This window comes from Sulfitobacter pontiacus (assembly GCF_040790665.1).
GTDB lineage: Bacteria > Pseudomonadota > Alphaproteobacteria > Rhodobacterales > Rhodobacteraceae > Sulfitobacter > Sulfitobacter pontiacus.
Map to the genome: position 1 here is coordinate 2,206,342 of NZ_CP160849.1, position 15,259 is coordinate 2,221,600.

At 63.1% G+C, this 15,259-nt stretch carries 13 protein-coding genes; 8 read left to right on the forward strand and 5 right to left on the reverse strand.

What is annotated here, in order from left to right; all coding sequences use genetic code 11:
- Positions 1 to 74 precede the first annotated feature (74 nt).
- The 7 genes from AB1495_RS10795 to AB1495_RS10825 all read left to right on the forward strand — a co-directional run bounded on the left by AB1495_RS10795 (position 75) and on the right by AB1495_RS10825 (position 6,462).
- Positions 75 to 1,004, forward strand: coding sequence for a hypothetical protein (locus AB1495_RS10795; protein WP_005852331.1), 930 nt, complete (start codon positions 75 to 77; stop codon positions 1,002 to 1,004).
- Positions 967 to 3,096, forward strand: a complete 2,130-nt coding sequence (gene scpA / locus AB1495_RS10800) for a methylmalonyl-CoA mutase (RefSeq protein WP_074635549.1) — start codon at positions 967 to 969, stop codon at positions 3,094 to 3,096. The genes AB1495_RS10795 and scpA overlap by 38 nt, the downstream gene beginning before the upstream one ends.
- Positions 3,097 to 3,165: 69 nt before the next feature.
- Positions 3,166 to 3,780, forward strand: coding sequence for a VOC family protein (locus AB1495_RS10805; protein ID WP_074635551.1), 615 nt, complete (start codon positions 3,166 to 3,168; stop codon positions 3,778 to 3,780).
- Positions 3,777 to 4,262: a GNAT family N-acetyltransferase gene (locus AB1495_RS10810; RefSeq protein WP_074635552.1), complete on the forward strand. Its 486-nt coding sequence runs from the start codon at positions 3,777 to 3,779 to the stop codon at positions 4,260 to 4,262. The genes AB1495_RS10805 and AB1495_RS10810 overlap by 4 nt, the downstream gene beginning before the upstream one ends.
- Before the next feature lie 32 nt (positions 4,263 to 4,294).
- On the forward strand, positions 4,295 to 4,975 hold the full coding sequence (locus AB1495_RS10815) for a molecular chaperone DjiA (RefSeq protein ID WP_037944973.1): 681 nt from the start codon (positions 4,295 to 4,297) through the stop codon (positions 4,973 to 4,975).
- Complete coding sequence (locus tag AB1495_RS10820; RefSeq protein WP_074635554.1) at positions 4,975 to 6,000, forward strand: endonuclease/exonuclease/phosphatase family protein; 1,026 nt, start codon at positions 4,975 to 4,977, stop codon at positions 5,998 to 6,000. The genes AB1495_RS10815 and AB1495_RS10820 overlap by 1 nt, the downstream gene beginning before the upstream one ends.
- A 42-nt stretch (positions 6,001 to 6,042) precedes the next feature.
- Positions 6,043 to 6,462, forward strand: coding sequence for a hypothetical protein (locus AB1495_RS10825; protein WP_074635556.1), 420 nt, complete (start codon positions 6,043 to 6,045; stop codon positions 6,460 to 6,462).
- Positions 6,463 to 6,468: 6 nt separating this feature from the next.
- On the opposite strand, the gene ppx is transcribed toward AB1495_RS10825, so the two are convergent.
- The 5 genes from ppx to AB1495_RS10850 form a co-directional block, all read right to left on the reverse strand.
- Positions 6,469 to 8,043, reverse strand: a complete 1,575-nt coding sequence (gene ppx, locus AB1495_RS10830) for an exopolyphosphatase (protein ID WP_037954289.1) — start codon at positions 8,041 to 8,043, stop codon at positions 6,469 to 6,471.
- A 179-nt stretch (positions 8,044 to 8,222) separates the two neighbouring features.
- Entirely contained in the window at positions 8,223 to 10,397 is a 2,175-nt protein-coding gene (locus tag AB1495_RS10835) for an RNA degradosome polyphosphate kinase (protein ID WP_039911814.1), read from the reverse strand.
- 52 nt (positions 10,398 to 10,449) lie between these two features.
- Positions 10,450 to 11,133: a chromosomal replication initiator DnaA gene (locus AB1495_RS10840; RefSeq protein WP_074635557.1), complete on the reverse strand. Its 684-nt coding sequence runs from the start codon at positions 11,131 to 11,133 to the stop codon at positions 10,450 to 10,452.
- A 4-nt stretch (positions 11,134 to 11,137) separates the two neighbouring features.
- Positions 11,138 to 12,217 carry an AI-2E family transporter gene (locus AB1495_RS10845; RefSeq protein ID WP_009826519.1) on the reverse strand — a complete coding sequence of 360 codons (1,080 nt, stop codon included), beginning with the start codon at positions 12,215 to 12,217 and terminating at the stop codon, positions 11,138 to 11,140.
- Positions 12,218 to 12,365: 148 nt separating this feature from the next.
- Entirely contained in the window at positions 12,366 to 13,727 is a 1,362-nt protein-coding gene (locus AB1495_RS10850) for an FAD-dependent oxidoreductase (protein WP_074635559.1), read from the reverse strand.
- A 158-nt stretch (positions 13,728 to 13,885) separates the two neighbouring features.
- Between AB1495_RS10850 and proS the strand changes: the two genes are divergently transcribed.
- Positions 13,886 to 15,226: a proline--tRNA ligase gene (gene proS / locus AB1495_RS10855; RefSeq protein ID WP_037943787.1), complete on the forward strand. Its 1,341-nt coding sequence runs from the start codon at positions 13,886 to 13,888 to the stop codon at positions 15,224 to 15,226.
- The last annotated feature ends 33 nt before the right edge of the window (positions 15,227 to 15,259 follow it).

Sequence of the window (15,259 nt, forward strand, 5' to 3'; positions counted from 1 at the left end):
CGGGCATGACTGTGGCTCAAACTCTTAGTGGGCCACAGTGGCTGGCCCCCGTTCAAGGATTGGGCAAGCAGATCATGGATATTCTTCTTCACGTCGGTGCACACCGTACAGGAACCACCAGTTTTCAACGCTATCTGGCGGATCACGCCGACCCCATTGCGGCGCAGGGCACCTGCGTCTGGGGGCCGCGCCAGACCCGTGGCGGGCTGTTTGCGGGGCTGTTTCCGGCGTCGGGAATGCTGGCCTCGGGGCCGAATTTGGTAAACGGGCGCGTGTCGCTGCTGATGGGCAAGGCGCGGGACCTCGGGGCGGATCAACTGCTGATCTCGGACGAGAATATGATCGGCTCGGCGCGCCATTCGGTGCGCAGCGGGCGGCTGTTTCCTGCCATCGGCGAACGTATGGCGCGGTTCGGGGCCAGCTTTGGCGGGCGCGTGACGCAGGTGGTGCTGACCATCCGGCAGACGGACCATTGGTGGGCCTCTGCGCTGGCCTATACCGTGGGGCGCGGGCATCCCGTACCGGATGCCGACCAGATTGACCGTATCGCTCATGACCGGCGCGGCTGGCGCGATGTCATCACCGATCTTGCCTGCGCCTTGCCCGAGGCGAAGATCAGCATCGCCCGCTATGACGATTACGCTGGCCGCCCCGATGCGCTGTTTACGCAGCTCACCGGTCGTGCTGCCCCCGCCACCACCCAAGGCTATTGGCTGAACCGCCGCCCGGACGAGGCGAGCCTGCGTGCGCAGATGGGCCCTGCCGCGGCAGGGCTGCGCAGCGACGGGCTGGGCAACTGGCACCCCTTTAGCGACGCGCAGGCCGCGGCCTTGCGTGAAACCTATGCGGACGATCTGTTCTGGCTGACAGCCGGTGCGGATGGTCTTGCCACCCTGACAGAGACATCAACCGCCCCAAGAGCCGGCACAAGCTGGCCAGACGGCGATAGAAGAAAAGGACACCACCATGACAGCGGACAAAGAAAACTGGCGCAATCTGGCTGAGGCGGAACTGCGCGGGCGTAGCCTCGATGACCTGACGTGGCACACGCTGGAAGGCATTGATGTCAAACCGCTTTATACCGCGGAAGACACCGAAGGGCTGGACCATCTGGGCGGCATCCCCGGCGAGGCACCCTTTACCCGCGGGGTGAAGGCGACCATGTACGCCGGCCGCCCGTGGACGATCCGCCAATATGCGGGTTTCTCTACGGCAGAGGAATCGAACGCCTTTTACCGCCGCGCCCTTGCGGCGGGGCAGCAGGGGGTGTCGGTGGCCTTCGATCTGGCCACCCACCGCGGCTATGACAGCGACCACCCCCGTGTCGAGGGCGACGTGGGCAAGGCGGGCGTGGCCATCGACAGCGTCGAGGATATGAAGATCCTGTTCGACGGCATCCCGCTCGACAAAGTATCGGTCTCCATGACGATGAACGGCGCGGTGATCCCGATCCTGGCGAATTTCATCGTCGCGGGCGAAGAGCAGGGGCATGATAAATCCGTGCTCTCGGGCACCATTCAGAACGACATTCTGAAAGAGTTCATGGTCCGCAACACCTATATCTATCCGCCCGAGCCCTCGATGCGGATCATCGGGGATATCATCGAATATACCTCGGACCACATGCCGAAATTCAACTCCATCTCGATCTCGGGCTACCACATGCAAGAGGCGGGGGCGAACCTTGTGCAGGAACTGGCCTTTACCCTTGCCGATGGCCGCGAATATGTGCGCACGGCGATTGCGGCGGGCATGGATGTGGACCGGTTTGCACCCCGGCTGAGCTTCTTCTTCTGCATCGGCATGAACTTCTTTATGGAGGCCGCGAAACTGCGCGCGGCGCGCCTGCTGTGGTCGCGGATCATGGATGAATTCAAACCGAAGAACCCCAAATCCTCGATGCTGCGGACCCACTGCCAGACCTCCGGCGTGAGCCTTCAGGAACAAGACCCCTATAACAACGTGATCCGCACCGCCTACGAGGCGATGAGCGCGGTTCTGGGCGGCACGCAGTCGCTGCACACCAATGCCCTGGACGAGGCGATTGCCCTGCCCACCGATTTCTCCTCGCGCATTGCGCGCAACACGCAGTTGATCCTGCAGGAAGAAACCGGCGTCACCAATGTCGTCGACCCGCTGGCCGGCAGCTACTATGTCGAGAAGCTGACCGCCGATCTGGCAGACGCCGCATGGAAGCTGATCGAAGAGGTGGAAGAGCTGGGCGGGATGACCAAGGCCGTCGCCTCCGGCATGCCGAAACTGCGCATCGAAGAGGCCGCCGCCACGCGTCAGGCCAAGATCGACCGCGGCACCGAGGTGATCGTCGGGGTCAACAAATACCGCCGCGAGGTCGAGGACGTTATCGACATTCTGGATGTCGATAACGTCAAGGTGCGCGACAGCCAGATCAAGCGTCTCGAAGCGATCCGTAGCGCGCGTGACGAAGACGCCTGCAAAGCCGCTCTGGCCGAGCTGACCCGCCGCGCCGCAGAGGGCGGAAACCTGTTGGAAGGGGCGGTCGAAGCCGCCCGCGCCCGCGCCACCGTAGGGGAGATCAGCATGGCGATGGAAGAAAAATTCGGACGTCACCGCGCCGAGGTCAAGACATTGGCCGGCGTCTATGGCGCGGCCTATGAGGGCGACAGCGGCTTTGCGGAAATCCAGAAATCGGTCGAGGATTTCGCCGAAGCCGAAGGCCGCCGTCCGCGTATGCTGGTGGTCAAGATGGGTCAGGACGGGCACGACCGCGGGGCCAAGGTCATTGCGACCGCCTTTGCCGATATCGGGTTTGACGTGGATGTGGGGCCGCTGTTCCAGACCCCCGCCGAGGCCGCGCAGGATGCCGTGGACAACGACGTGCATGTCATCGGCATCTCGTCCCAGGCGGCGGGTCACAAAACGCTCGCCCCGCAGTTGATCAAGGCGCTGAAGGATCAGGGGGCCGAGGATATTCTGGTCATCTGCGGCGGGGTCATTCCGCAGCAGGATTACAAGTTCCTCAAGGATGCGGGGGTCAAGGCGATCTTCGGGCCGGGGACCAATATCCCCAATGCCGCGCAGGATATCCTGAAACTGATCCGTGCCGCACGCAGCTAAACGGGCGCGAGGGGGCTGTCTGCCCCCTCACACTCCCCCGAGGATTTGAACCATCTGGAAGCAGGACCAATGATTGAACTGGACCATCTTGCCGTCGCGGGCGAGAGCCTGAAAGCCGCCTCTGACCTGGCCGCGCAGGTGCTTGGGGTGCCGTTGCAACCGGGCGGAGCACATGCGGTGTTTGGCACGCATAACCATCTGCTGGGGCTTGCGGATGCGCTGTATCTGGAGGCGATTGCCGTCGACCCCGACGCGCCTGCGCCTGCCTATGCGCGTTGGTTTGATCTGGACCGGTTCAACGGACCGGCGCGGCTGTCCAACTGGATTTGCCGCTGCGATGATCTTGAGGCGACGCTGGAAGCCTTGCCCGAAGGTTATGGCGCGCCGGTGGCGTTGCAGCGCGGGGATCTGCGCTGGCGTATGGCGGTGCCGAAAACCGGTATGCTGCCCTATGACAATTGCGCCCCTGCCTTGATGCAATGGGAAGGGGAGGCCCATCCGACCCAGCGGCTTGATGCCTCTGGCTGTCGTTTGGTGACATTGACGGTCCAGCATCCGCAGGCCGAGGCATTGGCGGCAACGCTTGCCCCGATCCTCACCGATGCGCGCGTCGTGTTCGAGGTCGGGACACCGGTGCTGTCTGCCCGTTTTGACACGCCCGCGGGCCGTGCTGTGCTGGCGTGATCATCCGGCCAGCAAAGGGCAGCGACGCCGCGGCCGTGGCGGCCCTGTGGAATGTGATGATCACGCAAACGCTGTTCACCTTCACGTCGCAGCCCAAGACCGGTGCAGAGGTCGCGGCGCTGATCGCCGGTCGCGCGGGGCAGTTCTGGGTGGCCGACGCGGAGGGTGTCGCCGGTTTCATCACCTACGGGGCTTTTCGCAGCGGGGTGGGGTATCGCGATGCGGTGGAGCATTCGATCGTGCTTGATGCCGCTGCACAGGGCGCGGGTGCCGGCCGTGCCTTGATGCAAACTGCCTGTGATGCGGCCGTCGCACAGGGGCGGCGCGTCATGGTGGCGGCGATCAGCGGGGCCAATCCGGGTGCCATCGGCTTTCATGCGGCACTCGGGTTTGACCACGTGGGCAGGATGCCGCGCATCGGGCAGAAGAACGGGCAGCAGCTTGACCTAATTTTGATGCAGAAAATGCTGACGCCCCGCTGACTTCCCCGGCGCTGCCCCGTATGGTGGGCGTCATGTCTATTTGGTCTCGCATCACCGAAGCTTTGTCAGCGCTCACCGCCGGTGAGGGGCTGTCGGCTGTTTTCGACCGTCTGCGCACCCCGCCAGAGCGGTCGGTGGCCTTTACCATTGCGGTGATCGCGCTTGGGGCCAAGATGGCCAAGGCCGACGGGCAGGTGACCCGCGACGAGGTTACCGCCTTTCGCGAAGTGTTCCAGATTGCCGAGGCCGACCAGCAGGGGGCGGCGCGGGTGTTCAATCTGGCACGGCACGATGTGGCCGGGTTCGAGGATTACGCCGCGCGCATTGCGCAGATGTTCGCGGACCAGCCCGAGACGTTGCATGACCTGATCGAAGGGTTGTTCCACATTGCCATGGCCGATGGCATGTACCACCCGAACGAGGATGCGTTTCTGGTGCGGGTGGCGCAGATCTTCGCGATGGATGACAGCGATTTTGCCTCGCTTCGGGCGCGGTTCGTGCCCGATACCTCGCCGCTGCCCCATGCGGTTCTGGGCATTCCGCCCGATGCCTCGCTTGAAGAGGGGCGCGCGGCGTGGCGCAAGCTGGTGCGGGCCAATCACCCCGACGCTCTGGTCGCCCGCGGCCTGCCGCAAGAGGCCATCGCCATGGCCGAAAAACGCATGATCGACATCAACCGCGCGTGGGAGACCTGGTCAGGCAAGGCGCAGTAATGCGGATCGCGACCTATAACGTTGAATGGTTCACGGGTCTGTTCGACGATGAGGATCAACTGTTGCTGGATGACGGCTGGTCGGCGCGCCACAATATCACCCGTGCGCAGCAGGCGCAGGCTTTAGGCACTGTGTTTCGCGCGATGGATGCCGATGCTGTGATGGTGATCGAGGCCCCTGACCAAAGCCGAAAACGCGGCACGGTGGCCGCATTGGAACGCTTTGCCGCGCATTTTGATCTGCGCACGCGGAAGGCGCTGATCGGCTTTGCCAATGACACGCAGCAGGAAATCGCGCTGTTGTTCGATCCCGACCGGCTGTCGGCCACCCATGCGCCCGGTGGTTCGGTCGGGCAGGGGGATGCGCCGCGCTTTGACGGGACGTTGGACATTGATCTGGATATCGACGCGCGCGAGGATCATGTCGTCTTTTCCAAACCGCCACTCGAGCTGGATATCGTTACCCGCGAAGGGGTGGCGTTTCACATGATCGGCGCGCATCTGAAATCCAAGGCCCCCCATGGGGCCAAGACGCCGCAGGATGCGCTGCGCATCGGCATCGCCAACCGGCGCAAGCAGTTGGCACAGGCGATCTGGCTGCGTCGGCGGATCGATGCGCGGCTGGACGATGACACGCCGCTGATGGTCTTGGGCGATCTGAACGACGGGCCGGGCCTGGACAGTTTCGAGGATCTTTTTGGGCGGTCCTCGGTCGAGATTGTGATGGGCCACCGGCAAGATCGCGCGCTCGTCGATCCCCATGCGATCCGCGCCTTGGGCCAGCGGATCGGGGCGATGCCCACCACGTCACGCTTCTGGATCGCGCCCGAAAAACGTTATCTGCAGGCGCTGCTGGATTACATCATGATCAGCCCGGCCCTGACCGCGTATCGGCCGCACTGGCGCATTTGGCACCCGTTGGACGATCCGGAATGCTGGGGGGATGCCGCCTTGCGCGACGCCTTGATCACGGCGTCGGATCACTTTCCGGTGACGATTGATCTGGACCTGTCGACGCGCCTTTAATCCCGCTTTCATCACAAGATGAAATAGGGCAGTCTTCGCCGCATGAGACAGTTTCTTTTGACCACCACCCTGATCTGCCTGTCCAGTGTCGCCGTGGCACAAGAGCAGGAAAACGACGGCTCCGGCTTTTCCTTGATGGAACGCGGGGCGCGGGATTTCTTTGACGGTATGAAGAAAGAGATGGCCCCCGCGCTGGAAGGGCTGGGCGAGTGGGGGCGCAAGGCCAGCCCCGCGCTGCGGAATTTCATCTCCGAGATGGGGCCCGCCTTTACCGATCTGCTGGAAGAGGTCGAGGATTGGAGCGTCTATGAGCCGCCCCAAAAGATGCCCAATGGCGATATCGTGATCCGCCGCAAGCCAGACCCCGCGCCGGAAGATGACATGCCCGAAGACAAGACACCCGAGAAAACGCCGCCCCCGCCCGCGATCTATCTGGACGAGGTGCCGCAGATCGACCTGTAAGACAGGCTATTTCTTGCAGGTCTTAAGCTGGACCTCGGCCCCCAGTGACAGGGCGAGGGAATTCAGCCGCGCTTCGGCGACCTCTCCGAACAGGGGCATCATGTCGTCGGTCAGCCACAGCTCCAGCAGCTTTTTCTTGGGGAACCAGCGCAGGTGACCGCGCTCTTCCTCGGGGTTCATCCAGAGCATCGCGCCAAAGCGCATGGCCTTGCCCAGAATCTCGGCCTCTAGCCGCGTCTTTTCATCGACCATTTCATAGAGGTCTTCGAAACGGGTATTCTCGCGTTTGTTGGAATAGCGGTGCAGCAGCGCCAGCCCCAGATAGATCCGTTCTGAATGTTTCAGCCCGCCCAGATTTGCCCGCGTCGCATTGTCAAAACAGACTTCGGCGCGGTAGTCGGGATGCGCGCGCCAGCTGACGTCGTGCAGCAGGCAGGCGGCCTTGACCAAACGTTTGCGCTGCGGCGGCGCGGATTTATAGAGCGGCAGGATAAAGTCGAACAGCGCCTTGCCGAACCCCGGCGTGCGCGCGTCTTTTGCTTCGGCAAAGCGGCAGGCCTCGATCAGCGGGTCGCGGTCGCGCAGGCGTTGGGGCATCTGTTCATACAGCATCCCCTCGCGGATCCCGTAGCTGGAGATCGCGATATCCTTGGGTTTGAACGTCTTGACCAGCCGCGACAGCACTTCGGCGGCAAAGGGCACCAACGCCATCCGGCTGGAGGAGACGCCGCTGATCTTGCGCAGCTCTTCATGGTCGCTGGTCTGGATGTGTTTCACCGTCTCGCGGACGGATTTCGGGGTCATCCGGTATTCATGCAGCACGTGCAGCGGGTAGCCGCGGCGCACCATGTCGATGCGCGCGATGGCACGCCATGAGCCGCCCACCAGAAACAGACGGTCGCGCTGTGCGCCCATCTTTTCGGCCAGCCCTTCGATCACCGTCTTGATCTGCGCCTGCCGTGCCTTGGCACCGCCCTTGATGTCGCGCAGTTTCAGCGGCCCAAGCGCCGAGGTCACCCGTTTGCCCACGCGCCCGCCCGAGATTTCCGCCAGCTCCATCGACGACCCGCCGATGTCGCAGACCAGACCAAAGGCACCGGGCCAGCCCAGCAAAACACCCTGCGCTGACAGCCGCGCCTCTTCCTCGCCGTCGATGACCCAGATCTTCAGGCCCGTCTCGCGCTGCACCTCGTCGCAGAAATCACGCCCGTCGCTGGCATCGCGCACGGCGGCGGTGGCGACGACGGTCAGCTCGGACAGGCCCATGCCCTGTGCCAGCTTGCTGAAGCGGCGCATGGCAGAGAGGGCGCGGACCCGGCCTTCGGGCGACAGATGACCTGTTTCGGCCATGCCCGCCCCAAGGGCGCACATGATTTTTTCGTTGTAGAAATAGGCAGGCGACCGCGCGGCCCCGTCAAACACCACCAACCGGACAGAGTTCGACCCCACATCGACCACACCCACACGCGCCAGCGCACGGGCCGAAGGGTCTTGGAACAGGGGTTTGCCGAACAGGCCCAGATCAGCGACGCCCGTTTCGGGGACGGGAGAGGGCGGAGGGGTGTCGGTTTTATCTGCCACGGACGCTCCTGCGGGGGCCTTTGTTTGGGGGGCAAGTTGGCCCAGCCGGCCCGCCGCGTCAATCGTTAACGCAAACGGGCACGTGAAAAACCCCGCCGCGTTGGGGGGATATAAACGCCAGCGGGAACGCAAGCGGACAGATGCGCCTTCGGCGAGAGTTTACAGGCAAAATGAAGCGGTTAGTCTTCGGTATGGGTCAGTTTCGGGACGTCGGATGCGCCCGCCGTGCCGCGCCCGGAGAGAGAGGGGTTCTCCATGAAGAAGCGGTGACAGTTGAAGGCGAAGGTGCCTTCTGCAATCTCGGGTCGGGCAAAGCTGCCATCGGGGGACATGACCCAGCTTTGCGCCACATCCGCAAGATTGGCTGCCATGACCTGACTGGTGATCTGCGCCTTGACGGTGGGGTTCTCGATCTCGACCAGGGTTTCGACGCGGCGGGTCAGGTTGCGGCCCATCCAGTCGGCGGAGGACATGAAGACCCGCGATTTCTTATGCGGCAGCCCGTAGCCATTGCCAAAGCAGACGATGCGTGAATGCTCGAGAAAGCGCCCGACGATGGATTTCACGCGGATGTTTTCGGACAGCCCCTTGATGCCGGGGCGCAACCCGCAGATGCCGCGGATCACCAGGCTGATTTTTACCCCGGCCTGGCTCGCGGCGTAGAGCGCGTCGATCACATCCGCATCCACGATGGAGTTCATCTTGGCCCAGATCTCTGCCGGTTTTCCGGCTGCGGCATGGTCGGCCTCGGCGGCGATCATCGCCAGCAGGCGCGGCTTCAACGAGATGGGCGAGATGGCGAGGTTGTCCAGCGTGTCGGGTTGCGCGTAACCCGACAGGTAGTTGAACACTTTGGTCGCGTCGCGGCCCAGCTTTTGGTCACAGGTGAACAGCGACAGGTCGGTATAAATGCGTGCGGTGATCGGGTGATAGTTGCCGGTGCCATAATGGGTATAGGTGACCAGTTGGTCGCCCTCGCGGCGCACCACGGTCGAGATTTTTGCATGGGTCTTGAGGTCGAGAAACCCATAGACGACATGCGCGCCCGCGCGTTCCAGCCGGCGTGACTGGCGGATGTTGGCAGCCTCGTCGAAACGCGCCTTGAGCTCGACCAGCGCGGTGACGGATTTCCCGTCTTCGGCGGCTTCGCACAGCGCCTCGACAATGGGGCTGTCGCGCGAGGTGCGGTAGAGCGTCTGTTTGATCGCCACCACATCTGGATCGCGCGCGGCCTGTGCCAGAAAGCGGACCACCATATCGAAGGTCTCGTAGGGGTGGTGCAGCAGCATGTCCTTGGACCGGATCGCGGCGAACATATCGCCTTCGTGGTCGGTCACGCGTTCGGGGATGCGCGGGGTAAATTGCGGCCAAAGCAGATCGGGGCGGCTATCGGTCACCAGTTCGGACAGGTCGTTGATGCCGATCATCCCGTCGAGTTCGATCACATCCTGCGGGCGCACGCCCAGTTCGGCCATGACCACGGATTTCAGCTTTTCGGGGGCACCGGCGGAATGGGTCAGGCGCACGACCTCGCCGCGGCGGCGGCGTTTCAGGGCGACCTCGAATTCGCGGACCAGGTCTTCGGCCTCTTCCTCGACCTCAAGATCGCTGTCACGCAGCACGCGGAATTCGAAATGCGCCTTGAGCTTGTAGCCCGGAAACAGCCCCGGCACCTTGAGCACCAGAAGATCTTCGAGCGGCAGGAACCGCAGCGAGCCTTCGGCGGCGGGCAGGGCGACGAAACGGTCGATCTGCGCCGGGATCGGCAGCAGGGCCTGAAGGGGGCGTTTGTCGCTGGTGCGTTCCAGTTGCAGCGCCAACGCGTAGCCGGTGTTGGGGATGAAGGGGAAGGGGTGCGCGGGGTCAATCGCCAGCGGGGTCAGAACCGCAAAGACGCGGTGCAGGAATACATCGTCAAGATAGGCCAGATCGGCCTCGTCCAGATCAGCGGCGCGTTCGAGCATGATGTTCTGGTCGTCCATCTCGGACATCAGATCCACCAGCACGCGCTGTTGTTCGGTCATCAGCTTGCGCGCGTCTTCGTTGATCAGCACCAGTTGCTGGGCAGGGGTCAGCCCGTCGCTGGCGGGGGTGGTGTTGCCCGCCTGAGCCAGCTCGCGCAGGCCGGCGACACGCACGGTATAGAATTCGTCGAGGTTGCCCGCAGAGATCGACAGGAAGCGCAGGCGTTCCAGCAGTGGCACGCGGGGGTTCTTGGCCTCTTCGAGAACACGCCAGTTGAACCCGAGCCAGCTGAGCTCGCGGTTATAGAAACGACCGGGGCCGGTGATGTCCAGATCGGGCATATCCTGCGGCGGCACGAAGGCGGATTCGAGAAAGTCAGCGTTTGTCATGACGGCCTTATGGCGTTGCAATGTAATGGGTTTGTGACGAAATCTGAGAAGATTATCGCGCGGCGTTAAACCCATTGTCCAGCACTTGTGCGGCCAGCGCCCGTGTCACCGGCTTTTGTTGCGCCAGACTGGCGGCATCCAGGGCCGCGACCAGATCACCCGCAGCTGCGAAAGACCGGTCCATACGCAGCAACAGATAGGGGATCACATCGGGTTTGGGGGTCAGCTGGCGGTCGGCCAGCAGCTTGGCCATGACGGCCGTGAGCAGGCTGTCATCGGGCGCTTCAAGTGCGGCCGCCGTCGCCGCGCGCATACGGCTGGTCAGGTCAGGCAGATGCAGCCCCCATTGGGGCACCGCCGGGGTGCCGGTCAGCAGCAGGCTATGGCCTTCGGCCAGCACCAGATTGTGCAGGTGGAAAAGATGCGTCTCGGCCGCATTATCGCCTGCGATGTCGGGTACATTCTCGACCGCCAGCGGGCCTTGGGCCAGCGCGGGGATATCGCCTGTGGCAATGTCGCGCGCGTCGATGATACGTGCGCCGGACAGATTGGCCCAGACATGCGCCAGGTGGGTTTTGCCTGATCCGGGCGGGCCGGTCAGCACCATCTTGCGCCCCGCCCAGGCCTGCCAGCCCTCGATCATGGCCACGGCAATCGCGTTGGACGGGGCGACGAAAAAGTCGTCCCGTCCCAGTGCGGGGCGGCTGGGAAGGTCAAGTCCAAGCTGTTGTGCCATCGTGTCAGTCCGCCGTTTCGTCCAAGGTCTTGCGCTGCGTGCCCTGATATAGCGAGCTTTCGACATATTGCTCGGTCGCGAAGCGTGCAATCACGCCAAGGGCGGCGGCAATCGGCACGGCGGCCAGCATGCCGACAAAGCCGAACAAAGAGCCAAAGACCGACAGCGCCAGGATCAGCCAGACCGGATGCAGGCCTACCGAATTGCCCACCAGCTTGGGGGTGAGGAAGTTGCCTTCAATCATCTGGCCGAGCACGAAGATGCCCGCGACCATCCCGATCGAGAACCAATCCCCCCAGAACTGGAACAGCGCCAGACCGATGGCCAAGGCACCGCCCAGAACCGCGCCGAGATAGGGGATGAAGGTGACCAGACCCGCGATAAAGCCCACGACAAGGCCGAATTGCAGCCCCACTAGCATCAGCGCGATGGCATAATAGGCCCCTAAAATCAGGCAGACGGTGCCCATGCCGCGGATGAACCCCGCCAGCGTGCGGTCGATGTCACGCGCAAGGCGACGGATCACCGGCGCGTGGTCGCGCGGCAGCAAACGGTCGATCTGGGCGACCATACGGTCCCAGTCCAACAGCAGATAGACGGCAACCACCGGCACGATCACAAACAGCACCATCACGTTCAGCAGCGACGCCGCCGAGGAGATCGCCGTGTTCAGCACCTCGCCGCCGCGTTCTTGAATGGTCGACCCGATAGAGTTGATCGAGCTGCGCAGCGTCGATCCTTCGTCCAGCAGGGCGGGGAAACGTTCGGTCAGGAAATTGGTGAAATTGCGGGTCAGCTCGGGGGCGACCTCGAACAGGTTGACGGCCTGATTGATCAAGGTCGGGATCACCAGCAGCGCCATCAGCACAAAGATCAGCAAGGCGACAAGCGTGATCACCATCGTGGCCATCGCGCGGCTCAGCCCCATGGCTTCAAGCCGGTCGGCCACGGGATCCAGGAAATAGGCAATCGCCGCCCCGATCAGAAACGGCAGCAGCACGTTACCGGTGAACCACAGGAACACCAGAAAAATCGCCCCCGCGACACCCCAGTATTTCATCTGATCTCTGATAGGCAGGCCCATGCCGCATCCTCGCATTCTGGTTTCGGTCGACATTGCGCAACGGGGCCGGTTTTTCAAGGCCCGTGGTGAAATGGATCGGCAGCACTCGCCGATAGGGCAGGTGCCTTCGGCGAGGATTTAGAGCCATTTGGAAGCGGGCGTGGCGCGGTCAATGCAGGCGGACGCCCTGATCTTGCAGGGTTTTTTGCACGCGCTCCAGCGGCACGGCGTCCAGCGGGCAGCCCGAAGCCAGCGCGATGGCCGCCGTGACGCCCGCGCCTTGGCCCGCCACCGTGCAACACGCCATGTTGCGCGTGGCGGCATGGGCGATTTTATCGCCGCCGATGGCGCGGCCCGCGACGAGCAGATTCTTCACCCCTTTGGGCAGCATCGCACGGTAGGGGATATGCATGTAGCGTCCCGTGGTGGGGATGATCAGCACGCCGTAGCCGTCGATGAACTCGGGGTAGATGCCGATACTGTCGTCAAAACGGGCCTGCTGGCGCACGTCGGTTTCGGTCATATTGTAGACCGCGTCGATCTTGCGCGTATCGCGGATGCCGATGCTCATGCCGAAATTGCGCAGCCGCGCGGTCTCGCAGCCCGGCGTATAGGCCTTGAGCGCGTCAATCGCGTGCATCGCCTGCGCGCGGCCCTCGATCTCGAAGCGGGTCATGCTGTCGGGGTCGGTGCCGTCGCATTCCGCAAGGTGGATCAGGTTCATATAAGTCATCTCGCCACTGTCATGCACAGCGCCCCATGTGCCCCCGATGGTATTGAGGTTGGCGGGCATACGCCCGTCGCGGATGGCCTGGGCAAAGGGTTTGGCCAGAAACGGAGAGAACATCGCGTCTTCCTTGCCATCGGTTTCGACGACCCATTCGCCCGTGGACCAATTGGCGTAAGTTTGCGGGTCGGCCTTGACCCCCGCCATGAAGGCCGCCTTATCGACGCCCGCGATGTGGAACATGACCGAGGCGGCCTGCATTTCCTCGACCGGGGTCTTGTAGGTCGGGGCACCGGCACGGTGCGCGACATCGGCGTCGCCCGTGGCATCGATCACGATTTTGGCGAGGATCGCCTCGCGGCCCGCTTTTGATTCGACGATGACACCCCGGATCGTGTCGCCCTCCATGATGGGGGCTACGAACTGGCGGTGCAGCATCGGGTGGATCCCTGCTTCGGTCACCAGCCGGTCGGCGACGAGTTTGAACCCCTCGCTGTCCAGCTCGTAGCTGAGCGATTGGGATTCAGGGCTGGCAGCCCCCATCGCCTTGGCGCGTTCCTCGAATTCCCAGCCGATGCCGCCGGCCTCTATCGTCTGTTCATGGCGGTACCAAGCAAAGCCTTCGACCCCGACCACGGTGATATTGCCGCCAAAGCAGCCGAACCGGTCGAGCAGCGTCACCTCTGCCCCGGCGCGGGCGGCGGCAAGGGCCGCGGCCAGACCACCGGGGCCGGAGCCGATCACCAGCACGCCGGTCTCGTGGATCACAGGGGTTTCGCGCGCGGGCTCTAGGATCATGGTCATGGGGCGTCCTTTTTGTTTTGTGCCGCTGACAACAAACGCGTCTGTGCGCCGAGGGTCAATCAGTTGCGGGACGCGGGACCTGGTGCCCCGTCTCTTCGTGATTGTCTCGGCGCGGGGATTATCATAGTCAGGTGCCAATTCACTCTGAGAGGATCATCATGCGTCTGTCCCGTTATTTTTTGCCTGTGCTCAAGGAAAACCCCTCTGAGGCGCAGATTGTCAGCCACCGGTTGATGCTGCGGGCGGGCATGATCAAGCAATCGGCGGCGGGGATCTATTCGTGGCTGCCGCTTGGCTTCAAGGTGCTGCGCAAGATCGAAACCATCGTGCACGAAGAACAGCAGCGTGCGGGCCACATCCCGATGCTGATGCCGACGTTGCAATCGGCGGACCTGTGGAAGGAATCCGGCCGCTTTGACGCCTATGGCCCCGAGATGCTGCGCATCAAGGACCGTCAGGACCGTGACATGCTTTACGGTCCCACGAACGAGGAAATGATCACCGATATCTTCCGCAGCCACGTCGGGTCGTATAAAGACCTGCCGATGACACTGTACCACATCCAGTGGAAATTCCGCGACGAGGTCCGCCCCCGTTTCGGCGTCATGCGGGGTCGCGAGTTCCTGATGAAGGACGGCTATACCTTTGATCTGACAAAAGAAGACGCGCTGCACGCCTATAACCGCCATCTGGTGACCTACCTGCGCAGCTATGAACGCATGGGCTTGCAGGCGATCCCGATGCGCGCGGATTCCGGCCCGATCGGCGGCGACGACACGCATGAATTCCTCGTGCTGGCGGAAACCGGCGAATCCGAGGTGTTCTATGACAGCCAGATCACCGAGCTGAAGTTCGGCGACCGCGAGATCGATTATGATTCCGTCGACCAGTGTCAGGCCGTGATGGAGGAGTTCACCTCGCGCTATGCCCGCACGGACGAGACCCATGACGAAGCGCTCTTTGCCGAAGTCCCCGCCGAACGCCAGCGCAGCGCGCGCGGGATCGAAGTGGGGCAGATCTTCTATTTCGGGACGAAATATTCCGAACCGATGGGGGCGACCGTACAGGGGCCCGATGGCAAGCCCGTGCCGGTGCACATGGGGTCGCACGGCATCGGCGTCAGCCGTCTGCTGGGCGCGATCATCGAGGCATCGCATGACGACAAGGGCATCATCTGGCCCGAGGGCGTGACGCCCTTCCATGTGGGGATTGTGAACCTCAAGCAGGGCGACGAACAGGCGGATGCGGCCTGTGACGCGCTGTATGCCAGCCTGCAGGCTCTGGGTCTGGACCCGCTGTATGACGACACCAAGGAACGCGCGGGTGGCAAGTTCGCGACGATGGACCTGATCGGTCTGCCATGGCGGATCACCGTCGGGCCGCGGGGGCTGAAAAACGGTGTGGTCGAGGTGACCTCGCGTCGCACCGGCGAAAGTGAAGAGATGACGCCAGAGGCCGCGGTCGAAAAGATCGCCGGGATTTATCGCGGTATCGCTTAACCTTTAACGACGGGCCTTGGAACGTGGGGCCTT